Here is a 23,030-nt window from a genome sequence, read left to right as displayed (position 1 = left end):
CGCCAGCATCCGGCGGTCCAGGGCCGCAGACTCGATGTCGTACACGAAGAAGGGAATGTGCGATGACGACTGTCTATGCGACCCTCGACAGCCCCTTGGGCGAGCTGCTGCTCGTGGGTGAGGAATCGGCGAGCGCGCCGGGCGGGACCGCGCTGGTGTCGTTGTCCGTGCCCGGTCAGAAGGGCGGCGCCGTCGTCCAGGACGGGTGGCGGCGGGCGCCGGAGGCGTTCGCCGGGATCGCCGCCCAACTGGGCGCGTACTTCGCCGGCGAGCTGACCCGTTTCGACATCGAGTACGCGGCCGACGCGCCCGGCACCGAATTCCAGCGCCAGGTGTGGGCCGAGCTGGACGCGATCGAGTACGGGACGACGACGTCGTACGGCGAGATCGCCCGGCGGATCGGCGCCTCCTCGGTGAAGGTGCGGGCGGTGGGCACCGCGATCGGGCGGAACCCGCTGCTCGTGGTGCGCCCCTGCCACCGCGTGATCGGCTCCGACGGTTCCCTGAAGGGCTACGCCGGCGGTCTTGAACGCAAGGAAGCGCTGCTGGGGCTCGAAGGCGCCCTGAATCCCGCCCCGGCACCGTGAACGAGGGGCTGTTCCGGCTGCCCCGGCCGGCCCGGACCGAGATCGCGCCGGGGGCCGTCCAGGTGCCCGGCTGGCTCCCGGCGGACCGGCAGCGGGAGCTGGTCGCCGCCTGCCGGGAGTGGGCGCGCGGGCCCGTACCGATCCGCCACACGGTGCTGCCCAACGGCGGTGTCATGTCCGTGCGGACGGTGTGCGTGGGGTGGCACTGGCAGCCGTACCGGTACACCCGTACCGCGGGCGACGTGAACGGGCGTGCCGTCGCCGAATTCCCCGGCTGGCTCGGCGAGTTGGGGCGTTCCGCGGTGGCGGCGGCGTACGGGGACCCGGCCGCGGCCGAGCGCTACTCCCCCGACACCGCGCTCATCAACTTCTACGACGGCGCCGCCACGATGGGCATGCACCAGGACAAGGACGAGCGGTCCGGGGCGCCCGTGGTCTCCCTCAGCATCGGCGACAGCTGTGTCTTCCGCTTCGGCAACACCGAGGGCCGCGGGCGCCCCTATACGGATGTGGCTCTGCTCTCGGGCGACCTGTTCGTCTTCGGCGGCCCGTCACGTTTCGCGTACCACGGCGTCCCCAAGGTCCTGCCGGGAACGGGCGATCCGGCGACCGGGCTGACCGCCGGCCGGCTCAACATCACCCTCCGCGAGACCGGGCTTCCGGGGTGATCGTGCTCAACTGCCGTGCCGCGCGGAGCTGTTGGTCAGCGGCCGCGTGAATTCCCGAACAGGATGCGGTAGATGATCAGCAGCACGAGCGAGCCGCCGATCGCCGCCGCCCAGGTGGCGCCGTCGTAGAAGTGGTTGGTGACGGGTCGGTCCAGCCAGCGGGCCGATATCCAGCCGCCGACGAAGGCGCCCGCGACGCCGATGAGGGTCGTGCCGATAAGCCCGCCCGGGTCGCGGCCCGGGAGCAGGATCTTGGCTATCGCCCCCGCGAGCAGGCCGAGAATGATCCAGCTGACGATGCCCATGCCGGGAACCTGCCTTTCGTACGTGCGCTCAGCGCGGGGTACCTGCTGTGTTGCGTAACCCCGCAACTGTTCTGTTCGCCGGGGAAGACGCCCCGGAACGCGGCACGGTTGCAGCCGTCGTCAGGGTGCGGCGCAGCACACAGGGCGGGCGGGCCCCGGCGCGGGCGTCACCTGGCGGCGAACGCCTGGTCCGTGGGCACGATTTCCTTGCCCAGCGGCAGCAGCGACACCGGGATCAGCTTGAAGTTTGCGATGCCCAGCGGGATGCCGATGATCGTGACGCACAGCGCAATGCCGGTGAAGATGTGGCCGAGCGCCAGCCACCAGCCCGCCAGCACCAGCCACAGCACGTTGCCGACACAGGACGGCGCGCCCGCACCACGCCGGTCGACGACCGTGTAGCCGAACGGCCAGAGGGCGTACAGGCCGATCCTGAAGGCAGCTATGCCGAACGGGATGCCGATGATCGTCACGCAGAGCAGCAGGCCCGCCAGCATGTAGCCGAGGAACATCCAGAAGCCGCACAGGATCAGCCAGATGATGTTCAGGATGGTCTTCACGGGCGGCGTCCTGCCATCTTCTCGAGTCGGGCGATGCGTTCCGCCATCGGCGGGTGGGTCGAGAACAGTTTGGACACTCCCTGGCCGGGGCGGAAGGGGTTCGCAATCATCATGTGGCTCGCCGTCTCGATGCGCGGCTCGGGCGGCAGCGGCAGTTGTTGGGTGCCGGCTTCGAGCTTGCGCAGGGCGCTGGCCAGGGCCAGCGGGTCGCCGGTGAGCTGGGCGCCGGACGCGTCGGCCTCGTACTCGCGGGAACGGCTGATCGCGAGCTGGATCACCGAGGCCGCGAGCGGACCCAGGATCATGATCATCAGCATTCCGACCAGGCCGGGACCTTCGTCGTCGTTGGAGCGGCCGACCGGGATCAGCCAGGCGAAGTTGACCAGGAACATGATCACCGAGGCGAGGGCGCCGGCGACCGAGGAGATCAGGATGTCCCGGTTGTAGACGTGGCTCAGCTCGTGGCCGATCACGCCCCTCAGCTCCCGCTCGTCGAGGATCTGCAGGATCCCCTCCGTGCAGCACACGGCCGCGTTGCGCGGGTTGCGGCCCGTCGCGAAGGCGTTGGGCGCCTGCGTCGGCGAGATGTACAGCCGGGGCATGGGCTGGCGCGCCTGGGTCGAGAGGTCGCGGACCATCCGGTAGAGCCCCGGGGCCTCGAACTCGCTGACCGGGCGCGCGCGCATGGCCCGCAGCGCCAGCTTGTCGCTGTTCCAGTACGCGTAGGCGTTGGTGCCCAGCGCTACCAGGAGCGCGACGATCAGCCCGGTGCGGCCGAAGAAGCTGCCGATGACGATGATGAGCGCGGACAGTCCTCCGAGGAGGACAACTGTCCTCAGCCCGTTGTGCCGGCGGTGCACGGTACGCCCTCCAAGTGGTGCGGCGGGGAACCCTCTACTGGTGGTCCTTCCACTTTTCCAGTGGACCCTCCCGTACTGGTCAACGCCAGGCGGGGGACGCTAGTTCCCTTGTGCGCGCTGGAGGGCGCGTTAGGCCGTACGGGACCGATCAGCGCGGGGCGGGCAGTCCGGCCGTCTGCAGCGCCTTCGGGTCGGGCTCGATCTCGCTGGTGCAGTGCGAGCAGCGGGTCGCGATGCCGGGGACCTGGGAGTAGCAGCGGGGGCAGTCGCGCAGGGCGGCCTTGACGTCCACCGGCTTGTCCCGGTCCATGCGGGCCTGGACCTTCATCATCGGGACGACGACCAGGAAGTAGAGCACCGCGGCGGTGATCACGAAGGCGATGGCCGCGCTGATGAACTTCCCGTAGGGGAAGGTGACGCCTTGGGCGCTGAAGGTCGCCGCGCTGAAGTCGCCGGTCGAGCGGGTGGCCAGACCGATCAGCGGGGTGATGAACGCGGTGCTGAAGCCCGTGACCACCGCGGTGAACGCCGACCCGACGGCCAGACCGACGGCCATCGTCACTATGTTTCCGCGCAGGATGAAGTCCTTGAACCCGCTCAGCACCGCTCTGCTCCCTGTGTGTCTCGTCGTACGTCAACCCATGCGCACACCGGGGTGTGCGGGTACGACACTGCCTTCTCAGGGGCTTCAGCACCAAACCGTGCTCGCGCGCACCGCTGGCGGAGCGCTCTTCCCCAACGGGAAGAGCGCTCCTTGAAAGAGGGTGGCCGAAAGCTAAAAGAGGGTGACCGAAGCGAAGTGCAGGGCCAGCTGCGGGACGCCGGACAGGACGACGCCGGCGAACGCGGTGAGCGCGATGGCGGCCGTGAGCGGCGCCGGGACGCGCGGCCGGGCGGGCCCGGCCGCAGCGGGCTGCTCCGTCGCCTCGGGCGCCCGGAACAGGACCGCGGTCCACCGCAGGTAGTAATAGAGCGCGACCACCACGTTGAGCGCCATGACGACCGCGAGCCAGCCCATACCCGCGTCGACGGCCGCCGAGAACACGGTGACCTTCGCGAACAGGCCGATGATGCCGGGCGGAAGTCCGGCGAGGCACAGCAGGAAGAAGGCGAGTGCCAGCGCGGCCAGCGGACGCTCGGCGTACAGGCCCCGGTAGTCGCTGATGCGGTTCAGCGGCCGGCTGCGGGCCACCAGGGCGGCGACCGCGAACGCGCCCAGGTTCACGACGGCGTACATCAGGGCGTACGCGACGGTCGCGCCGACCTGGCTGTTGCCGGAGTACGCGGCGGCCGCGATCGGCACCAGGAGGTAGCCGGCCTGCCCCACCGAGGACCAGGCGAGCAGGCGGACCGCGCTGTAGGCGCGGGTCGCGGACTGCCGCAGCGCGGCCGCGTTGCCGATGGTCATGGTGAGCGCGGCGAGGACGGCGAGCGCGGGGCCCCACACGTCGGCGTACGCGGGGAAGGCGACGACCGTCACCAGGATGAGTCCGGAGAAGCCGACCGCCTTGCCGACGACCGAGAGGTAGGCGGCGACCGGCAGCGGCGCGCCCACATAGGTGTCGGGCACCCAGAAGTGGAAGGGGGCCGCGGCCGTCTTGAAGGCGAAGCCGACGAGGGTCAGGGCGACACCCGCCTTGGCGACGGTGTCCAACTGGCCCGGCACGGTGGCCAGTTTGGTGGCGATCTCCGTGAGGTGCAGGGTGCCGGTCGCCGCGTACACGAAGCTGACGCCGAGCAGCATGACGGCGGTCGCGGTGACCGACGACAGGAAGAACTTCAGGGCCGCCTCGGAGGACAGCCGGTCACCGCGCCTGAGGCCGACCAGCGCGAACGCGGGCAGCGAGGCGACTTCCAGGGCGACGACGAGGGTGGCCAGGTCGCGGGCGGCTGGCAGCAGGGCCGCACCAGCCGCGGAGGACAGCAGCAGGAACCAGAACTCGCCGGCCGGCAGCGTCTCCTTGGTGGCCGTCACCGAGAGGAGGGCGGTGAGCAGGGCGCCGCCGAGCACCAGGGCCTGGATGACGAAGGCGAACTGGTCGACGGTGTAGCTGCAGGCAGCCGGGTTGGCGGTCAGGCAGAACGTCGACCGGCTGCCGGTGCGCAGCGGCGCGAGGGAGGCGAGCGCGCCGATGAGCCCGGCGACCGTGATCCAGCCGAGCAGCGGCTTGCGCTCCTGCGGTACGAACAGGTCGGCGAGCAGCACGATCAGGGCGACGACCGCGGTGATCAGGGGCGGCGCGACCGCGACCCAGTCGACGGACTGGACCAGGCTCGCGGCCCCGGCCGCCGCGGTGGTGACGTCGGGGGTCACGACTTGCCTCCTGCGAGGAGCTTCTGGACGGCCGGGTCGGTGAGGCCGAGGAGGACCGCGGGCCAGAGCCCGGCGAGGACGGTGAGCGCGACGAGCGGGCTCCAGGCGGCGAACTCGTACCCCTGGATGTCGGCGAGCCGGGGGCCCTCGGCCGACTGTCCGCCCATGCAGACCCGGCGCACGACGGCCAGCAGGTAGGCGGCGGTGAGCAGGGTGCCGAAGGCGGCGATCGCCACGAAGGTGAGGTACGCGGGGCGGCTGAGCCCGGCGGCCGGGTCGAACGCGCCGAACATCGCGAGCATCTCGCCCCAGAATCCGGCGAGTCCGGGCAGTCCGAGCGAGGCGACGGCGGCGAAGGCCAGCAGTCCGCCCAGGCGCGGCGCCCTGCCGTACAGCGCGGCTCCGGTGGCACCGGCCAGGGTGTCCAGGTCGGCGGTGCCGTAGCGGTCCTTCAGGGCTCCGACCAGGAAGAACAGCAGGCCGGTGATGAGGCCGTGGGCGATGTTGGCGAAGAGCGCGCCGTTCACGCCGGTGGGGGTCATCGACGCGATGCCGAGCAGCACGAAGCCCATGTGGCCGACGGAGGAGTACGCGATGAGGCGCTTGAGGTCGCCCTTGTTGCCCTGCTTGGCGAGCGAGAGGCAGGCCAGCGAACCGTAGATGATCCCGGCGACGGCGAACGCGGCCAGGTAGGGCGCGAAGGTGTGCATGCCGTGCGGCGCGATCGGCAGCACGATGCGGACGAACCCGTACGTGCCCATCTTCAGCAGCACGCCGGCCAGTAGCACCGAGCCGACGGTCGGGGCGGCGGTGTGGGCGTCCGGGAGCCAGCTGTGCAGCGGGAACATCGGAGTCTTGACCGCGAGCCCGATCCCGATCGCCAGAACGGCGATGACCTGCACGGATGTGGTCAGCCCACGGCCGTTGTCAGTGGCCAGTGCCACCATGTCGAATGTGCCCGACGTGAGCCCGATGAGGAGCAGGCCGAGCAGCATGACGACCGAGCCGAGCAGGGTGAAGAGGATGAACTTCCAGGCGGCGGCCGCCCGTTGGTCCCCGCCCCAGCGGGCGATCAGGAAGTACATCGGGATGAGGACCATCTCGAACGCGAGGAAGAACAGCACGAGATCGAGGACGGCGAAGGTGGCGAGGGTGCCGGACTCCAGGACGAGGAGGAGCGCGACGAATGCCTTCGGGGACGGGCCCGCGGGCATCTTGAAATAGCTGTACAGCGCGCAGAGGAAGGTCAGCAGCGCCGTCAGGACCAGGAGGGGGAGTGAGATGCCGTCAGTGCCCAGGTGGATGTGGACGTTGAGCGCCGGGATCCACGTGATGTCCGTGGTGGCCTGCATCTTCGACGGGTGGGCGTGGTCGAAGCCGAGGGCGAGGACGATCGCGGCGAGGAGGATCACGCCGGTCACGGTCACGCCGTGGCGGAGCACGGCCTGGTCGGGGTTCTTGCCCCGCAGACCGGGGGGTGCGGGGAGCAGGGCCGCGACGGCGCCGATGAGCGGGCCGACGACGAGGAACGCCAGAAGGAACTGCATCACGGACTCGCTGATATCGATCACGGCTCAGGACCCCGCGGTGACGTTGGCAAGGACGACCACGACGGCCGCCAGGACGAGTGAGCCGGCCAGGAGTGCGCCGAGGTAGCTCTGCACATTGCCGGTCTGCGCGCGGCGGACGGCCGTGCCGAGCCAGCGCGGCAGCGCGCTCGCACCGCGTACGTACGTCTCGACGACCTCGCGGTCCAGGAAGCGGACCAGGGCCGCCGCGGCCAGGACGGGGCGGACGAACAGGGCGTGGTAGACGGCGTCCAAGTGGAATCCGGTGACCGCGTGGCGATGCAGCGGGCCGAGCAGGAGGCGGCCCGGGTCGGCGGGGTCGGGGGCCGAAGCGATGCTGCCGTAGATCTCGGTGTGGCTGGCCATGGCCTCTTCCTCGACCAGTCCTCCATCGCGCTCCGGGTGGGCGGCGACCGCGCCGATCGGGGTGCGGGCGGCGAGGGCCGTGGTGTGGCGCCACGCGGCGTAGGTGACCAGACCGCCGACCAGGGCGACGCCGGTGGACAGGACGGAGGTGGTGACGGCCGGGGTGAGGGGGTGCCCGTCGAACCAGTGGGCGAGGTAGCCGGTGGTCAGTCCGAAGCCGATCGAGGGGATGGCGAGGACCCAGAGCACGGCGTTCATGACGACCGGCTGGCGGATTGGGGTATCCCCTGCTCGAACGGAGCTGAGAGCTTGGGGAAGCTGCGGGGCCTCGGCACCCCTGCCGCGGAAGGCGAGCAGCCACAGGCGGGTGGCGTAGGCGGCGGTGAGGAGGGCGGTGAGCAGTCCGGCGATCAGCACGGTCCAGCCGGCGCCGGAGGGGGCGACGTGGCTCTCGCCGAGCGCGGTGTGCTCGGCGGCGGACAGGACGGCCTCCTTGGAGAAGAAGCCGGCGAAGGGAGGGATGGCGGCGAGCGCGAGCAGGGCGACGGTCATCGTCCAGTACGCGTCGGGGATGCGCTTGGCGAGGCCGCCCATACGGGACATGGCGGCGAGGGAGTTGGTACCGGCGGCGTGGATGATCACGCCGGCCGCGAGGAAGAGGAGCGCCTTGAAGGCGCCGTGCGACAGGAGGTGGAAGACGGCGGCCCCGCGGTCGCCGACGGCCAGGGCGCCCGACATGTAGCCGAGCTGGCCGATGGTCGAGTAGGCGAGGACCCGCTTGATGTCGTCCTGGGCGAGGGCGGCGAGCGCCGAGCCGACCATGGTGACCGCGGCCATCACGGCGAGCACGGTCATCGCGGCCGCCGAGGCGGCGAAGACGGGGAGCAGCCGGGCCACGAAGTAGATGCCGGCGGCGACCATGGTGGCGGCGTGGATCAGCGCGGAGACCGGCGTCGGGCCGGCCATCGCGTCGGGCAGCCAGGTGTGCAGCGGGAAGTGGGCGGACTTGCCGGCCACACCGGCGAGCAGCAGCAGCGCGATCAGGGTGGGGTGACCGATGCCGCCGGTCAGGGCGGCCTGGACGACGCCGGTGATGCGGAACGTACCGGCATCGGTGGCGAGCGCGAACAGACCGATCAGGAAGGGGACATCGCCGAGCTTGGTGACCAGGAAGGCCTTCAGCGAAGCGGCGCGGGCCTCCGGGGTCTCCCAGTAGTGGCCGACCAGGAAGTACGAGCAGATGCCCATGATCTCCCAGCCGACCAGGAGCACCATCAGGTCGCCGGAGTAGACGACGAGCAGCATCGCGGAGGTGAAGAGGGAGACGAGCGCGGCGTAGGAGGTGTAGCGCGGGTCGTCGCGCAGATAGCCCGTCGAGTAGAGCTGGACGCAGGTGGCGACCAGGCCCACCAGGACGGCGACGAGGACCGCGAACCCGTCCAGGTGCAGGGCGAGTTCGATCGGCACGGAGCCGGTCGGGGTGAGCCGGGTCGCCGCGTCGATGGGCTTGCCGCCGCCCTGGTCGACGGCGACGACGACGGCGAGGACGAACGCGGCGAACGTAGGAAGGACCGCGAGCGGCCGGACGAAGCCGGGTGCCCGGCGGCCGAGCAGCAGTCCGGCCGCGGCGCCCAGGAACGGAAGGAGGGGGACGAGGACGGCGAGGGTCGTGGTGGTCACGCGGCGGCCTCAGCCTTCTGCGCCGGGGCGGCGGGGTCCGCCGGGTCCGCGTCGGGGCCGGTGCCCTCGGCGGTGTCGCGGAGCTTGTCGATGTCGGCGGTGCCGCGGTTGCGGTACACGGCGAGCACGATCGCGAGGCCGAGACCGATCTCGGCGGCGGCGATGGCGATCGTGAACAGGGTGAGCGCCTGGCCCGCGTGGAGGGTGTCGCGCAGCCAGACGTCGAAGGCGACGAGGTTGAGGTTGACGGCGTTGAGCATCAGCTCGACGGACATCAGGACCAGGATCGCGTTGCGCCGCGCGAGCACACCGTAGAGACCGGTGCAGAACAGGAGGACGGCGAGCACGGCGGGATAGACGAGGTGCATCAGCGCGGCTCCGTCTCACGGGGGGCGGCAGCGGTGGTGGCGCCAGTGGCATCACCGGTGGCGTCGCGCTTGCGGGACAGCACGATCGCGCCGACCAGGGCGGCCAGGAGGAGCACGGACAGGGCCTCGAAGGGCAGCACCCAGTGCCTGAAGAGGATCTCTCCGGACACCTTCGTCGAACCCTGGGCGGGGCCTTCGAGGTCGATCCAGCTCGTGCGGAAGGCGTCCGCGACGACCCACACGAGGGTGCCGGCCGCGGCGGCGGCCACCGCGAGCGCGACCCAGCGGTTGCCCGAATCGGCGTCCGGGGAGCGGCCGATGGGGGCCTTGGTGAGCATCAGACCGAAGAGGAGGAGCACCACGACGGAACCGACGTAGATGAGGACCTGCACCCAGGCGATGAACTCGGCGGTGAGCAGGAGGTATTCGACGGCGAGGCCGCCGAGCGTCACGACCAGCCAGAGGGCGGCGTGCACCAGCTGCTTGGTCGTGACGGTCATGACGGCCGCGCCGAGGGTGGCGATGCTGACGAGGAGGAACGCGATCTCGACGCCGGTCGGCGACAGGAAGCCGTGCGGCGCGGTGACGGCCGCCTGAGCGAGGGGGCTCATGCCGAACCTCCCGCCGGGCCGGCCGGGGGCGGGGTGGCGCCGGTCGACGGGGCCGGGTCGGCCGGTGAGGTCGGCCCGGGGGGCGGGGTCGCCTCGGCCTGGGCGGCGGCGAGTTTGTCGGCGGTCTTGCGGGCCGCGGCGAGTTCCTTCGGCTCCTCCGCGCCCGGGTCGAGCGCGGGCGGGGCCGGCACCGTCCACATCCACTCGCGGAGCTTGTCCCGCTCGTGGGTGAGTTCCTGGATGTCCGTCTCCGCGTACTCGAACTCCGGAGACCAGAACAGCGCGTCGAAAGGACACACCTCGATGCAGATACCGCAGTACATGCAGAGCGAGAAGTCGATGGCGAAGCGGTCCAGGACGTTGCGGCTGCGCTCGCGGCCGCCCGGGACGGCGGCGGGCACCGTCTCCTTGTGGGAGTCGATGTAGATGCACCAGTCGGGGCACTCGCGGGCGCAGAGCATGCAGACCGTGCAGTTCTCCTCGAACAGGCCGATCACGCCCCGGGTGCGGGGCGGGAGTTCGGGCTGGACGTCGGGGTACTGCGCGGTGACGGTCTTCTTCGTCATCGTGCGCAGAGTGACGGCGAGGCCCTTGGCGAGGCCGGAGCCGGGGATAGCCATTAGCTGATCGCCACCTTCACGATGCCGGTGAGCGCGATCTGCGCGAGAGCGAGCGGGATGAGCGTGGTCCAGGCGAGCTTCTGCAACTGGTCCTCGCGGAGCCGGGGATAGCTCACGCGCAGCCAGATGACGACGAAGGCGAGGGCCGCGGTCTTGAGGAGCGTCCACACCCAGCCGAGCCCATCGGCGCCGAAGGGGCCGTGCCAGCCACCCAGGAAGAGGACGGTGGTGAGGCCGCTCAGGACGACGATGCCGGCGTACTCGGCGAGCAGGAAGAGCGCGAAGCGCAGCCCCGTGTACTCGGTGTACGCACCGAAGATGATCTCCGAGTCGGCGACGGGCATGTCGAAGGGCGGGCGCTGGAGTTCGGCGAGACCGGCGATGAAGAAGACCAGGGCACCGACGATCTGCCAGGGCAGCCACCACCAGTGGAAGGCGTTGAGGATGCCGGGCAGCGAGACCGTGCCGGCCGCCATCGCCACGGAGGCGGCGGCGAGCAGCATCGGCAGCTCGTACGCGAGGAGCTGGGCCGCGGTGCGCAGTCCGCCGAGGAGGGAGAACTTGTTGGCCGAGGCCCAGCCCGCCATGAGCGAGCCGAGCACGCCGACGCCCATCACGGCGAGCACGAAGAAGATGCCCGCGTCGACGACCTGGCCGACTGCGCCCTCGCTCGGGCCGATCGGGATCGCCACGAGGACGAGGAGGTAGGGCAGCAGGGCGACGGCGGGCGCGAGCTGGAAGATCCGCCGGTCGGCCGCGGCCGGTACGATGTCCTCCTTCTGCGCGAACTTCACGCCGTCCGCGACGAGTTGGGCCCAGCCGTGGAAGCCACCGGCGTACATCGGGCCGAGTCGGCCCTGCATGTGCGCCATCACCTTGTGCTCGGTCTGCCCGATGACCAGCGGCAGCACCATGAACACGGCGAAGACGACGACCAGCCGGATGGCGACATCGAGTGCGTCATTCACGCGGGTCGCCTCCGGCGGTCTCGTTGGGTTCGGCGGCGTCGGGAGCTTCGGGTGCTTCGGCTCCCGGGGCCGCGGCGGGCTCCGAGGCCGGAGCGGCTTCGGGGGTCGAAGCCGGTTCCGGGGCCGCCACGGGCTCCGGAGGCGAGGCGGACTCCGGGGCCGAGGCGGCTTCCGAGGCGGGGGCCGGTTCTGAGGCCGGAGCGGCTTCCGAGGCAGGGGCCGGTTCCGAGGCCGCAGCGGCTTCCGAGGCAGGGGCGGGCTCCCGGCTCGCGGCGGGCTCTGGCTCGCCCTCGGCGAAGGCCGGTTTCGGGTTGTGCCAGGGGGCGTCCGAGCTGTGGGTCCGCGGCGGCGCGGCGGGCTCGGCGGGCTGCCCCTGAGCGGCATCGGCCTGCTGGGACACCGAGCCCTCGCTCGCGCTGCTGGTCCGTCGCGGACGTACGGCAGCCTCCGGAGCCCCGGTGGCCTCGGGCGGACCGGCTGACTCCGGGGTGGCCGCCGCCTGCGAGGCCGAGCCGTCCGATGCGGTGCGGGTGCGTCGGGGACGTACCGCAGGTGCCTCGGGGGCCGCGGTCGCCTCGCGGCTGTCGGGGGCGGCCGGGGTCTCCGCCTGGGAGGCCGAGCCCTCCGACGCGGTGCGGGCGCGCCGGACCGGGCGGTCTCCCGCGGCCCGGGCCGGGCGCTCGGCCGCACCGGCACCGGCTCCCGCCGCGCGCGGGGTGCGGGCCGGGCGGGCCGGAGCCGGGGGCAGCTGGCCCTTCAGGGGGCCCCATTCGTTGGGGTCGGGGACGCCGGGCGGAAGCATCTGGCGGCGCTTGGGCCCGCCGTGTTCCGACTCCCCCGGCTCCTTCGCGCCGGGCCACGCCTTGGCCACCCGGGCCGCGAGGACGAAGTCCTTGCGCAGCGGGTGGCCCTCGAAGCCCTCGGGAAGCAGGAGCGGGACCAGGTGCGGGTGGTCGGTGAAGTCGACGCCGAACATTTCGTGGGTCTCGCGCTCGTGCCACGCCGCGCCCGCGTAGATGTCGACGGCGGAGGGGAGCACCGGCGCCGCGTGCGGGACCGTCGTGCGCAGCAGCAGACGGCGCACGCGGTGTCCCTCCAGGGCCACCACATGTGCGCAGACCTGGAATCCGGTGCCGGGTTCGTCGACGGCGCTCAGCCAGTCGAAGTAGGTGCAGCCCAGCTTGTCGCGGGCGATTTCCAGGGCCGGGATCCAGGAGCCGGCGGGCACGTCGACGGTGAGCAGCCCGTAGGCCTGCTCCGCCGTGGCCTCCGCGCCGAAGATCTCGGTGACGCCGCCGGGCAGGCTGTCGTACGCGGTCACGCCTGGCCCTCCCCGGGAGCGGCCGGGGCGGCGACGAGCCCGCTGGTCAGCTGGGCCGGGCTGGCCGCGTTGGCGTACCGCTCGCCGAGCGATTCGCGGGCGATCTTCTCCTGGAGCTTGAGGATGCCCTGGAGCAGCGCCTCGGGCCGGGGCGGGCAGCCGGGCACGTACACGTCGACCGGAATGATCTGGTCCACGCCCTTGGTCACCGAGTACGAGTCCCAGTACGGGCCGCCGCAGTTGGAGCAGGCGCCGAAGGAGATGACGTACTTGGGCTCGGGCATCTGCTCGTACAGCCGCTTCACGGCGGGCGCCATCTTGTCCGTCACCGTGCCGGAGACGATCATGAGGTCGGCCTGGCGCGGGCCGGGCGCGAACGGGATCACGCCGAGCCGGATGAAGTCGTGGCGGGCCATCGAGGCCGCGATGAACTCGATGGCGCAGCAGGCGAGGCCGAAGTTGAAGACCCACAGGCTGTAGCGGCGGCCCCAGTTGAGGACCACCTTCATCGGCTCGGGGGCCAGCCGCGACAGGACGCCGAGCCGCTGCGGCTCGGGCAGCGGCTGGGGCTCGGGCACCGGCTGGGGATGCGTCACGTCCATTCCAGGACGCCCTTCTTCCATGCGTAGAGCAGTCCCACGGCCAGGAAGCCGAGGAAGATGAACATCTCGACGAGGGTGGTCGCGCCGTAGCCGGGGGCCGCGAAGACGGTCGCCCACGGGAAGAGGAAGATCGAGTCGACGGCGAAGATCACGTACAGGAAGGCGTAGACGTAGTAGCGGATCTGGGTGTGGGCCCAGCCCTCGCCCACCGGGTCCACTCCGCACTCGTACGTCAGCAGCTTCTCCGGTGTCGGCACGATCGGCCGCAGCAGCCGCCCGGCCCCGAAGGCCACGGCCACGAACAGCACGCCGATCACGGCGAGCAGGCCGACGACCGAATAGCTGTGGAAGTAGTCGGCCGCCACTACAGGCATCCGGCGCACGGTCGGTTCCGGCACGTCGCGCCCCTCGCTCCCTGGCCTCGATGATCCCGTCGCGCCCTGTTCGACGCTGTGTACGGACGGGAGTCTAGGCCCTGCTAAGGGAGCCCTCCGCAGGCGCGTCTCAAGGGGTGGGCCGCCGGGGTGGGGTTTTCCCCCGTACAAGAGGGTGCGGCACCCCATGGCGCCATCGATCTCCGCCCGGCACGCTGGGGACCATGACCAGGACCCTCCGCGACCAGCAGCGGTACGAAGTACGACACCCGGACAACGCTGACAGCACCGCCGGCGGCACGGAAGCGGGCGAAGCCGCCCCGCCCGCGGTGCGGTTCGCCTACGGCGCGCACACCTGGAAGGAGATCGCCCATCTCCTCGCCAATCTGCCGATGGCGCTGCTCGGCTTCGTGTACGTCGTCGTGATCGTCGTGCTGGGGATCGGTCTGTCGGTGACCGTGGTCGGACTGCCGCTGCTCGCGGTGGGGCTGATCGGCGCCCGTCAGTTCGGCAAGGTGGAGCGGGCCCGGGCGCGGGCGCTGCTCGGGGTGCGGGTCGAGGAGCCCACGCCGATACCGGCGAGCGTGCGCAAGCACGGCGGTTTCTTCCCGTGGCTGTGGGCGAGCCTGAAGGACCCGGTGGCCTGGCGCAATGTGCTGTACGAGTTCATCCGGCTGCCCTGGGGGGTGCTGACCTTCACGGTGATGGTGGTCGGCGTGTTCCTGGCATGGCCGGTGCTCGGGTTCATCGCCCGGGGGCTCGCCAACGCCGACCGGATGATGGTGCGCGGACTGCTCTCGCCCTCGGACGAGCTGGAGCGGCGGATAGCGGAGCTGGAGTCCGACCGGGGTGTGGTGGTCGACACGGCCGCGGCGGACCTGCGCCGGATCGAGCGGGATCTGCACGACGGGGCGCAGGCCCGGCTCGTCGCGCTCGCGATGGGGCTCGGCCTCGCCAAGGAGAAGCTGCTCGAAGACCCGGACGCGGCGGCCGCGATGGTGGACGAGGCGCACGGCGAGGTGAAGCTGGCCCTGCAGGAGCTGCGCGAGCTGGCCCGCGGCATCCACCCGGCGGTCCTCACCGACCGCGGGCTCGACGCGGCCCTGTCCTCCGTCGCCTCCCGCTGCACGGTCCCGGTCGAGGTGGCGGTCGATCTGACCGCGCGGCCCGCGCCCGCCATCGAGGGCATCGCCTACTTCACCGTCTCCGAGCTGCTCCAGAACATCAGCAAGCACAGCCGGGCGCGTACCGCCTCGGTCAGCGTGTGGCGCAGCGCCGAGCGGCTGCTCATCCAGGTCGAGGACGACGGGGTGGGCGGCGCGCGGTTCGACGGCGGTACGGGGATGGCCGGTCTGGCCGAGCGGCTCGGCGCGGTGGACGGGCTGCTCGTCCTCGAATCGCCCGTCGGCGGGCCGACCGTCGTCACCGCCGAGCTGCCGTGGCGCGACCGGGGACCGAAGGACTGATTCCGCGCGCCGACCCGGCCCGGTGGTAGGGAAAACCCCCGGCCGAAGAGGGTGACCGGCTCCATGGTCGCGGGCGGCGCCGACCGCCAAGCTGGTGTGCGGAAGGGCGGCGGACATCCCCTGGGCAGTGGCCGCGCATCAGCAGGACTTCAGCAGGACATGAGAAGGAACGGACGGGACCGATGACCATGGAGACGGAGTACGGGCACGCCGGGGAGCGGTCCCGCGAGCCGCGGCGGCACCTCGTTCCACCGGTGCTGCGCGCACCGTTCGAGGGGCGGACCTTCCGGGAGTTCGGCTATCTGCTGCTCAGCCTGCCGGTCAGCATCGTGCTGTTCGTCTGGTCCGTCACCATGGTGTCGATGAGCGCCGGGCTGCTGATCACCTTCATCGGCATACCGCTCATGGCGGTCGGCCTGATGGGCTGCCGCGCCTTCGGCATGATGGAGCGGGCCCGGGCCCGGGCGCTGCTCGGGGTGGAGATCGGCGAGCCGCGGCCGGTGCGGTCGCGCGGCGGTCTCATGTCGTGGATCGGCGCCGTGCTCAAGAGCGGGGTGTCCTGGCGGCACCTGCTCTACTCCTTCCTCCAGTTCCCGTGGGCGGTCTTCACCTTCTGCGTCGTGGTGCCGCTGTGGACGACCGGCTGGCTGCTGTTCACGTACCCGCTGTGGCAGTGGGTGTTCCCCGCGTACACCGGTCGGGGCGGCATCCAGCTGTACGACGACGCGCACCACCACATCTATCTGGACTCGCCGTTCGAGATCACGGTGACCTCGCTGGCCGGGCTGCTCATCACGCTGGTCGTACCGTGGCTGATCCGGGGGTTCGCGACGATGGACAAGGTGATGGTCACCGGGCTGCTCGGTCCGTCCCGCCTTGAGGAGCGGGTGTCCGAGCTGGAGTCCGACCGCGGGGTCGTCGTGGACACCTCGGCGGCGGACCTGCGGCGCATCGAGCGGGATCTGCACGACGGGGCGCAGGCGCGCCTGGTGGCGCTGGCCATGGACCTAGGCCTGGCGAAGGAGAAGCTCACTGAGGATCCGCACGCGGCGGCCGCGATGGTGGACGAGGCGCACGGCGAGGTGAAGATCGCGCTCCAGGAGCTGCGGGATCTGGCCCGCGGCATCCACCCGGCGGTCCTCACCGACCGCGGTCTCGACGCGGCCCTGTCGTCGGTGGCCTCCCGCTGCACGGTCGCGGTGCAGGTGGAGGTGGATCTGCCGGCCCGGCCGGTGCCGGCGATCGAGGGGATCGCGTACTTCACGGTCTCCGAGCTGCTCCAGAACGTCAGCAAGCACAGCGGGGCCGGGCGGGCCTCGGTCGACGTGTGGCTGGCCGGGGACCGGCTGATGCTCCAGGTCAGCGACAACGGGCGCGGCGGGGCGGCGGCCTCGGCGGGGTCGGGGCTCGCGGGGCTCGCGGAGCGGCTCGATGCGGTGGACGGGATTCTGGTGGTCGATTCGCCCGTCGGCGGGCCGACGACGATCACGGCGGAGCTGCCGTGGCGGGCGTAGCCCGACCGTGATTCTCGGTCCCCCTTGATTCTTGGCCCCCCGCTCCTCAGCCGCCGCAGAGGCGCAAGGAGCGGGGGTTTTTGCCTGCCGGGGGCGGATTCCCGGTCGGATGCTGGGATGCTGGGTGGCACAACGCCATGGCTCGCACTGAGCCGTGCGGCGCGCGCCCGGGTGGCCCGCGTCCGGGGGTACCGATGGAGTCCGGGGGCTGCGGAATCGTGGAGGACAGGGTGCGGGTGGTCATCGCCGAGGATTCGGTGCTGCTCCGGGAGGGGCTGACTCGGCTGCTGACCGACCGGGGGCATGACGTCGTCGCGGGAGTGGGCGACGGGAACGCGCTGGTCAAGACCGTCGGGGAGCTCGCCGACGCGGGCGAGCTGCCGGATGTCGTCGTCGCGGATGTGCGGATGCCGCCCACCCACACCGACGAGGGCGTGCGCGCGTCGGTGCTGCTGCGCAAGCTGTATCCGGGGATCGGGGTGCTGGTGCTCAGCCAGTACGTGGAGGAGCAGTACGCGACCGAGCTGCTCGCCGGGTCGAGCCGGGGCGTGGGCTATCTGCTGAAGGACCGGGTCGCCGAGGTGCGGGAGTTCGTCGACGCCGTGGTGCGGGTCGCGCGGGGCGGCACCGCGCTGGATCCCGAGGTCGTGGCGCAGCTCCTCGGCCGCAGCCGCAAACAGGACGTACTGGCCAATTTGACGCCACGCGAGCGCGAGGTCCTGGGCCTCATGGCTGAGGGACGGACGAATTCCGCTATTGCCAGGCAACTTGTGGTCAGCGACGGGGCCGTGGAGAAGCACGTAAGCAATATCTTTCTGAAGCTGGGTCTCTCACCGAGTGACGGCGATCACCGGCGGGTACTCGCCGTGCTGACCTACATCAACTCGTGACCGCCTGCCGCCCTGTCGGGGATCGAGCGGTACCCGGCCGACAGGGTCGAAAGTCGGTCACCGGGTCGGGATCCAGCCACCGTCTGCGGGGTGCGGTTCCGGCCCGGTGCGGTGCGGCCTAGGACCAAAGACTGACGGCGGGGCGTCTCAGCAAAGGCGCCGGGGGCGGAGCAGATCGTGGCAATTCAGGGCAGAAGGGCGTCTCAAAAGAGCGTCCACCATATGAGCGGTCCAGGGAAGGCGACCCTTACCGACGTAGGGTGGGCTTTGGCGCTACCGGTCGGCCGGATGCGCCCGAGCAGCCCGCCCGAGGGAGGTCCAGTTCAGTGACCAGCCAGGTCAGTAGCCCAGCCGAGCACGCCGACGGAGCCGATGAGGCCCTCGTCGGAGAGCAGCGCAGGCCCACCGGGGACAAAGAGATCCGGCGTCTCGACCGTGTGATCATCCGGTTCGCGGGTGACTCGGGTGATGGCATGCAGCTCACCGGTGACCGCTTCACATCGGAGACCGCTTCGTTCGGCAACGACTTGTCGACGCTGCCGAACTTCCCGGCCGAGATCCGGGCGCCTGCCGGGACGCTGCCGGGCGTGTCGAGCTTCCAGCTGCATTTCGCCGACCACGACATCCTCACGCCGGGCGACGCGCCGAACGTGCTGGTGGCGATGAATCCGGCGGCGCTGAAGGCGAACCTGGCGGACGTGCCGCGCGGTGGCGAGATCATCGTCAACACGGACGAGTTCGCCAAGCGCGCGATGGCCAAGGTGGGCTACGCCACCAGCCCGCTGGAGGACGGCTCGCTCAGCGCCTACAACGTGCACCCGGTGCCGCTCACGACGCTGACGGTCGAGGCGCTCAAGGAGTTCGGCCTGTCCCGCAAGGAGGCCGAGCGCTCCAAGAACATGTTCGCGCTCGGGCTGCTGTCGTGGATGTACCACCGCCCGACCGAGGGCACGGAGAAGTTCCTGCGGACCAAGTTCGCGAAGAAGCCCGCCATCGCGGAGGCGAACGTCGCCGCGTTCAGGGCGGGCTGGAACTTCGGTGAGACCACCGAGGACTTCGCGGTCTCCTACGAGGTCGCGCCGGCCACGGCCGCGTTCCCGGCGGGCACCTACCGCAACATCTCGGGGAACCTGGCTCTGTCCTACGGACTGATCGCCGCGTCCCGCCAGGCGGACCTGCCGCTCTACCTCGGCTCGTACCCGATCACGCCGGCGAGCGACATCCTGCACGAGCTGTCGCGGCACAAGAACTTCGGCGTGCGGACCTTCCAGGCGGAGGACGAGATCGCCGGGATCGGCGCCGCGCTGGGTGCCGCCTTCGGCGGTTCGCTCGCGGTCACCACCACCTCGGGTCCGGGCGTGGCGCTCAAGTCCGAGGCGATCGGCCTCGCGGTGTCGCTGGAGCTGCCGCTGCTCGTGGTGGACATCCAGCGCGGCGGCCCCTCGACGGGCCTGCCGACCAAGACCGAGCAGGCGGACCTGCTCCAGGCGATGTACGGCCGCAACGGCGAGGCCCCGGTCCCGGTCGTCGCGCCGAAGACGCCGGCCGACTGCTTCGAGGCGGCCCTGGACGCGGCCCGTATCGCGCTGGCCTACCGCACCCCGGTCTTCCTGCTCTCCGACGGCTATCTGGCCAACGGCTCCGAGCCGTGGCGGATCCCCGAGGTGGACGAACTCCCGGACCTGCGCGTCCAGTTCGCGACCGGGCCCAACCACACCCTGGCCGACGGCACCGAGGTGTTCTGGCCGTACAAGCGCGACCCGCAGACCCTGGCCCGCCCCTGGGCGGTGCCCGGCACGCCGGGCCTTGAGCACCGTATCGGCGGCATCGAGAAGCAGGACGGCACCGGGAACATCTCCTACGACCCGGCCAACCACGACTTCATGGTCCGCACCCGCCAGGCCAAGATCGACGGCATCGAGGTGCCCGACCTCACCGTCGACGACCCGGACCGGGCCCGCACCCTGGTGCTCGGCTGGGGCTCCACCTACGGCCCCATCACCGCCGCCGTGCGCCGCCTGCGCGCCCAGGGCGAGCCGATCGCCCAGGCCCACCTGCGCCACCTCAACCCCTTCCCGAAGAACCTCGGCGAGGTGCTGGAGCACTACGACAAGATCGTCGTGCCGGAGATGAACCTCGGCCAGCTGGCCACCCTGATCCGTGCCAAGTACCTGGTCGACGCGCACTCCTACAACCAGGTCAACGGCATGCCGTTCAAGGCCGAGCAGCTCGCCACCGCTCTCAAGGAGGCCATCCATGCCTGACGCTCACAGCAACGAGCTCCTGCACCTGGTGCCCAAGGCCGAGGCCGAGGCCAAGCAGTCCATGAAGGACTTCAAGTCCGACCAGGAAGTGCGCTGGTGCCCGGGCTGTGGCGACTACGCGGTCCTGGCCGCCGTGCAGGGCTTCATGCCCGAGCTCGGCCTGGCCAAGGAGAACATCGTCTTCGTCTCCGGCATCGGCTGCTCCTCCCGCTTCCCGTACTACATGAACACGTACGGGATGCACTCCATCCACGGCCGGGCCCCCGCCATCGCCACCGGGCTCGCCTCCTCCCGCCGCGACCTGTCGGTGTGGGTGGTCACCGGTGACGGCGACGCGCTGTCCATCGGCGGCAACCACCTCATCCACGCCCTGCGCCGCAACGTCAACCTCAAGATCCTGCTCTTCAACAACCGGATCTACGGACTGACCAAGGGCCAGTACTCCCCCACCAGCGAGCTCGGCAAGATCACCAAGTCGACGCCGATGGGCTCCCTCGACGCACCGTTCAACCCGGTCTCGCTGGCCATCGGCGCCGAGGCCTCCTTCGTGGCGCGCACCGTGGACTCCGACCGCAAGCACCTCACCGAGGTCCTGCGCCAGGCCGCCGAGCACCCCGGCACCGCCCTGGTGGAGATCTACCAGAACTGCAACATCTTCAACGACGGCGCCTTCGAAGTCCTCAAGGACAAGGACCAGGCCGAAGAAGCCGTCATCCGCCTCGAACACGGGCAGCCCATCCGCTTCGGCGCCGACGGGAACAAGGGCGTGGTGCGCGACGCGGCCACCGGTGACCTCAAGGTCGTCGCGGTGACCGAGGAGAACCAGTCGCAGATCCTGATCCACGACGCCCGCTCCGCCTCCCCCACCACCGCGTTCGCGCTGTCCCGGCTCGCCGACCCGGACACCCTGCACCAGACCCCCATCGGCGTCTTCCGCTCCGTCGACCGCCCCGTCTACGACACCCTCATGGCGGACCAACTCGACACCGCCATCGAACAGAACGGCAAAGGCGACCTCGCCGCTCTGCTCACCGGCAGCGACACCTGGACCGTCGTCGGCTGACCCAATGGCATGAGCGGACGGGTGCCCGGCCGGGGAGTCTGCGAGGACCCCGGGCCGGGCACCCGCTCTCATGGGGGCATGGACCGTCTCGCGTACCGCGTCAAGCGACGCCTGCTCGGCAAGCCCCTCACCACCAGCCGCATCGGCGACGAGAAGCTGACCAACGGCACCGCGCTCGGGGTGCTGGCCTCCGACTGCATCAGCTCCTCCGCGTACGGATCCGAGGAGATGCTCCGGGTCCTGGTGCCGGTGGCCGGCCTGGCCGCGTTCAGCCTGCTCATGCCGGTGACCGGCGCGATCCTGCTGGTCCTGATCCTGCTGACGGTCTGCTACAGCGACGTCGTCATGATCTACACCCGGGCCGGCGGCTCCTATGTGGTGGCCCGCGAAAACTTCGGTCCGAACGTCGCGCAGATCGCCGCCGTGGCCCTGCTGGTCGACTACATCGTCACCGTGGCCGTCCAGGTCTCGGCCGGCACCAACGCGATCGTCTCGCTCGCGCACCTCATGGCCGGCGGCCCGACCACCATGGACCACCTCCAACTCCCCATCTCCGCAGGGGTGATCCTCTTCCTGGCGTACGGGAACCTGCGCGGGGTGCGCGAGGCGGGGCGGCTGTTCGCGCTGCCCGCGTATCTGTTCATGGCGGCCGTCGGCCTGGTGCTCGTCGTCTCCGCCGTGCGCGGACTGACCGGCTCTCTGCCGCACGCCGATCCGCACGCGCCGGGCGCGATCCCGCTCGGCACCCCGGCCGGCGGCTGGCTGTACGGGGCCTCGCTGTTCATCGTGCTGCGCGCGTTCGCCAACGGCGGCTCCTCGCTGACCGGCCTGGAGGCGATCTCCAACGGCATCTCGGCGTTCCGCGAACCGCAGGGCCGCAACGCCCGCCGCACCCTCATCGCGATGAGCTGCGTGCTCGGCGTGCTGGTCCTCGGGGTCTCGACGCTCGCCCACTTCACCCATGCGATCCCGTACACCGACGGCTCCCCGACCGTGATCGCGCAGGAGGCCCATGTCGCCTTCGGCGGCGGGGCGTTGGGGGGTGCCGGCCTGGTCTTCGTGCAGCTGGCGACCGCGCTCGTGCTGTACACGGGGGCCAACACGCCCTTCACCGGCTTCCCCTATCTGGCGAGCTTCGTCGCCGAAGACCGGTTCCTGCCACGGCAGTTGACCCGGCGCGGACACCGGCTCGCCTTCTCCAACGGGATCGTCTCACTCACCGTCGTCGCGCTCGCGCTGCTGCTCGTGACGCGCGCCAGCGTGGACAAGCTGGTGGCGCTGTACGCGATCGGGGTGTTCACGGCGTTCACGATGGCCGGGGCGGGGCTCACCGCGTACCACTGGCGGCGGCGCGAACGGCACCGGCGGCTGAAGATCGGCGTCAACGCGCTGGCCGCGCTGGTCTCGGCGGCGGTGGTGCTGATCTTCGCCGTCACCAAGTTCACCGAGGGCGCGTGGCTGGTGGTCGTCGTCTTCCCGCTCGGGGTGTGGGCGCTGATCCGGATCAACCGCGAGTACCGGCGCGAGGCCGCGTTGCTCGGCACCATCCAGCCGCCCGGTGCCGACCGGCCGCGCAACCGGCGGCACTTGGTCTTCGTCCTCGTCGAAACCATCGACCTCGCCACCATCAAGGCGCTGCGGTACGCGCACGAGGTGCGGCCCGACGAGATCCGGGCCATCCACTTCGCGATCGACGACGCGCACGCCCGGGAACTCGCGGCGGCCTGGGAGGCGACGGCCGCGACCTCGGTGCCGCTGGAACTGGTGGAGTGCCCCGACCGGCGGCTGCGGCACGCCATGGTGGAGCTGGCCGGGCGCACCACCGAGGGCGGCGCGACCTCCCTGACGGTCCTGGTCCCCCGGCGCACCTACAGCAACGCGCTGGGCAAACTGCTGCACCGGGGCACCGCCGAAGAGATGGCGAAGGCCCTGGAGCACCTGTCGTCGGTGGCGGTGACGATCCTGCCCTTCGACGTGTCGCGGGCCCTGCACACCCTGGAGGCGGGCAGCGCCCCCGAGCCGGAGTGACCCCGAGTGCAGGAGCTGGGAGATCAACTCACC

At 71.1% G+C, this 23,030-nt stretch carries 22 protein-coding genes; 8 read left to right on the top strand and 14 right to left on the bottom strand.

Annotation, left to right across the window (positions count from 1 at the left end):
- Positions 1-62: 62 nt before the first annotated feature.
- Both ACIBK6_RS29120 and ACIBK6_RS29115 read left to right on the top strand, forming a co-directional pair.
- Positions 63-587 (top strand): methylated-DNA--[protein]-cysteine S-methyltransferase, encoded by a 525-nt coding sequence (locus ACIBK6_RS29120; RefSeq protein ID WP_399054373.1) that lies wholly within the window; start codon positions 63-65, stop codon positions 585-587.
- Positions 584-1,255 (top strand): alpha-ketoglutarate-dependent dioxygenase AlkB family protein, encoded by a 672-nt coding sequence (locus ACIBK6_RS29115; RefSeq protein ID WP_399054372.1) that lies wholly within the window; start codon positions 584-586, stop codon positions 1,253-1,255. The genes ACIBK6_RS29120 and ACIBK6_RS29115 overlap by 4 nt, the downstream gene beginning before the upstream one ends.
- Positions 1,256-1,290: 35 nt before the next feature.
- Here ACIBK6_RS29115 and ACIBK6_RS29110 read toward each other — a convergent pair whose 3' ends face one another.
- From ACIBK6_RS29110 to ACIBK6_RS29045, 14 genes are all read right to left on the bottom strand, one after another.
- On the bottom strand, positions 1,291-1,560 hold the full coding sequence (locus tag ACIBK6_RS29110) for a GlsB/YeaQ/YmgE family stress response membrane protein (RefSeq protein WP_399054371.1): 270 nt from the start codon (positions 1,558-1,560) through the stop codon (positions 1,291-1,293).
- Positions 1,561-1,727: 167 nt separating this feature from the next.
- Entirely contained in the window at positions 1,728-2,120 is a 393-nt protein-coding gene (locus ACIBK6_RS29105) for a YccF domain-containing protein (RefSeq protein WP_399054370.1), read from the bottom strand.
- Positions 2,117-2,980 carry a zinc metalloprotease HtpX gene (gene htpX, locus ACIBK6_RS29100; protein WP_399054368.1) on the bottom strand — a complete coding sequence of 288 codons (864 nt, stop codon included), beginning with the start codon at positions 2,978-2,980 and terminating at the stop codon, positions 2,117-2,119. The genes ACIBK6_RS29105 and htpX overlap by 4 nt, the downstream gene beginning before the upstream one ends.
- Positions 2,981-3,128: 148 nt before the next feature.
- On the bottom strand, positions 3,129-3,584 hold the full coding sequence (locus ACIBK6_RS29095) for an MscL family protein (protein ID WP_399054367.1): 456 nt from the start codon (positions 3,582-3,584) through the stop codon (positions 3,129-3,131).
- Between the two features lie 171 nt (positions 3,585-3,755).
- Positions 3,756-5,294: an NADH-quinone oxidoreductase subunit N gene (locus ACIBK6_RS29090; protein ID WP_399054366.1), complete on the bottom strand. Its 1,539-nt coding sequence runs from the start codon at positions 5,292-5,294 to the stop codon at positions 3,756-3,758.
- Positions 5,291-6,865, bottom strand: a complete 1,575-nt coding sequence (locus tag ACIBK6_RS29085; protein WP_399054365.1) for a NuoM family protein — start codon at positions 6,863-6,865, stop codon at positions 5,291-5,293. Before ACIBK6_RS29085 ends, ACIBK6_RS29090 begins: the two co-directional genes overlap by 4 nt.
- A 3-nt stretch (positions 6,866-6,868) precedes the next feature.
- Positions 6,869-8,908 (bottom strand): NADH-quinone oxidoreductase subunit L, encoded by a 2,040-nt coding sequence (locus ACIBK6_RS29080; RefSeq protein ID WP_399054364.1) that lies wholly within the window; start codon positions 8,906-8,908, stop codon positions 6,869-6,871.
- Positions 8,905-9,276 (bottom strand): NADH-quinone oxidoreductase subunit NuoK, encoded by a 372-nt coding sequence (gene nuoK, locus ACIBK6_RS29075; RefSeq protein WP_399054363.1) that lies wholly within the window; start codon positions 9,274-9,276, stop codon positions 8,905-8,907. Before nuoK ends, ACIBK6_RS29080 begins: the two co-directional genes overlap by 4 nt.
- A complete protein-coding gene (locus ACIBK6_RS29070; protein WP_399054362.1) occupies positions 9,276-9,887 on the bottom strand; it encodes an NADH-quinone oxidoreductase subunit J in 612 nt (203 codons plus the stop codon). Before ACIBK6_RS29070 ends, nuoK begins: the two co-directional genes overlap by 1 nt.
- Positions 9,884-10,507: a 4Fe-4S binding protein gene (locus ACIBK6_RS29065; RefSeq protein ID WP_399054361.1), complete on the bottom strand. Its 624-nt coding sequence runs from the start codon at positions 10,505-10,507 to the stop codon at positions 9,884-9,886. Before ACIBK6_RS29065 ends, ACIBK6_RS29070 begins: the two co-directional genes overlap by 4 nt.
- Entirely contained in the window at positions 10,507-11,475 is a 969-nt protein-coding gene (locus ACIBK6_RS29060; RefSeq protein WP_399054360.1) for an NADH-quinone oxidoreductase subunit H, read from the bottom strand. The genes ACIBK6_RS29065 and ACIBK6_RS29060 overlap by 1 nt, the downstream gene beginning before the upstream one ends.
- Positions 11,468-12,796, bottom strand: a complete 1,329-nt coding sequence (locus ACIBK6_RS29055; RefSeq protein ID WP_399054359.1) for an NADH-quinone oxidoreductase subunit C — start codon at positions 12,794-12,796, stop codon at positions 11,468-11,470. The genes ACIBK6_RS29060 and ACIBK6_RS29055 overlap by 8 nt, the downstream gene beginning before the upstream one ends.
- Positions 12,793-13,398: an NADH-quinone oxidoreductase subunit B gene (locus ACIBK6_RS29050; protein ID WP_399054358.1), complete on the bottom strand. Its 606-nt coding sequence runs from the start codon at positions 13,396-13,398 to the stop codon at positions 12,793-12,795. The genes ACIBK6_RS29055 and ACIBK6_RS29050 overlap by 4 nt, the downstream gene beginning before the upstream one ends.
- Complete coding sequence (locus ACIBK6_RS29045) at positions 13,389-13,796, bottom strand: NADH-quinone oxidoreductase subunit A (RefSeq protein ID WP_399054357.1); 408 nt, start codon at positions 13,794-13,796, stop codon at positions 13,389-13,391. The genes ACIBK6_RS29050 and ACIBK6_RS29045 overlap by 10 nt, the downstream gene beginning before the upstream one ends.
- Before the next feature lie 200 nt (positions 13,797-13,996).
- On the opposite strand from ACIBK6_RS29045, the gene ACIBK6_RS29040 reads away from it, so the two are divergent.
- The 6 genes from ACIBK6_RS29040 (at position 13,997) to ACIBK6_RS29015 (ending at position 22,997) form a co-directional block, all read left to right on the top strand.
- Positions 13,997-15,238 (top strand): sensor histidine kinase, encoded by a 1,242-nt coding sequence (locus ACIBK6_RS29040; protein WP_399054356.1) that lies wholly within the window; start codon positions 13,997-13,999, stop codon positions 15,236-15,238.
- Positions 15,239-15,426: 188 nt separating this feature from the next.
- Positions 15,427-16,752: a sensor histidine kinase gene (locus tag ACIBK6_RS29035; protein WP_399054391.1), complete on the top strand. Its 1,326-nt coding sequence runs from the start codon at positions 15,427-15,429 to the stop codon at positions 16,750-16,752.
- 194 nt (positions 16,753-16,946) lie between these two features.
- Entirely contained in the window at positions 16,947-17,642 is a 696-nt protein-coding gene (locus tag ACIBK6_RS29030; RefSeq protein WP_399054355.1) for a LuxR C-terminal-related transcriptional regulator, read from the top strand.
- A gap of 326 nt (positions 17,643-17,968) precedes the next feature.
- Entirely contained in the window at positions 17,969-19,906 is a 1,938-nt protein-coding gene (locus tag ACIBK6_RS29025; RefSeq protein WP_399054354.1) for a 2-oxoacid:acceptor oxidoreductase subunit alpha, read from the top strand.
- Positions 19,899-20,969, top strand: coding sequence for a 2-oxoacid:ferredoxin oxidoreductase subunit beta (locus ACIBK6_RS29020; protein WP_399054353.1), 1,071 nt, complete (start codon positions 19,899-19,901; stop codon positions 20,967-20,969). The genes ACIBK6_RS29025 and ACIBK6_RS29020 overlap by 8 nt, the downstream gene beginning before the upstream one ends.
- 78 nt (positions 20,970-21,047) lie before the next feature.
- Positions 21,048-22,997, top strand: a complete 1,950-nt coding sequence (locus ACIBK6_RS29015; protein ID WP_399054352.1) for an APC family permease — start codon at positions 21,048-21,050, stop codon at positions 22,995-22,997.
- Positions 22,998-23,030 lie beyond the last annotated feature (33 nt).

Origin of the sequence: Streptomyces sp. NPDC050485, from assembly GCF_044458185.1 — a bacterium.
In the GTDB taxonomy this organism is placed as follows: Bacteria; Actinomycetota; Actinomycetes; order Streptomycetales; family Streptomycetaceae; genus Streptomyces.
This window is presented reverse-complemented; position numbering and strand designations above follow the sequence as displayed.

Bases quoted from the DNA above. Each gene is read 5' to 3' on its own strand.
- ACIBK6_RS29110 (WP_399054371.1), bottom strand. From the start codon at position 1,560: ATGGGCATCGTCAGCTGGATCATTCTCGGCCTGCTCGCGGGGGCGATA.
- ACIBK6_RS29050 (WP_399054358.1), bottom strand. From the start codon at position 13,398: ATGGACGTGACGCATCCCCAGCCGGTGCCCGAGCCCCAGCCGCTGCCC.
- ACIBK6_RS29065 (WP_399054361.1), bottom strand. From the start codon at position 10,507: ATGGCTATCCCCGGCTCCGGCCTCGCCAAGGGCCTCGCCGTCACTCTG.
- ACIBK6_RS29040 (WP_399054356.1), top strand. From the start codon at position 13,997: ATGACCAGGACCCTCCGCGACCAGCAGCGGTACGAAGTACGACACCCG.
- ACIBK6_RS29070 (WP_399054362.1), bottom strand. From the start codon at position 9,887: ATGAGCCCCCTCGCTCAGGCGGCCGTCACCGCGCCGCACGGCTTCCTG.
- ACIBK6_RS29030 (WP_399054355.1), top strand. From the start codon at position 16,947: ATGGAGTCCGGGGGCTGCGGAATCGTGGAGGACAGGGTGCGGGTGGTC.
- ACIBK6_RS29035 (WP_399054391.1), top strand. From the start codon at position 15,427: ATGGAGACGGAGTACGGGCACGCCGGGGAGCGGTCCCGCGAGCCGCGG.
- ACIBK6_RS29015 (WP_399054352.1), top strand. From the start codon at position 21,048: ATGGACCGTCTCGCGTACCGCGTCAAGCGACGCCTGCTCGGCAAGCCC.
- ACIBK6_RS29120 (WP_399054373.1), top strand. From the start codon at position 63: ATGACGACTGTCTATGCGACCCTCGACAGCCCCTTGGGCGAGCTGCTG.
- ACIBK6_RS29020 (WP_399054353.1), top strand. From the start codon at position 19,899: ATGCCTGACGCTCACAGCAACGAGCTCCTGCACCTGGTGCCCAAGGCC.
- nuoK (WP_399054363.1), bottom strand. From the start codon at position 9,276: ATGCACCTCGTCTATCCCGCCGTGCTCGCCGTCCTCCTGTTCTGCACC.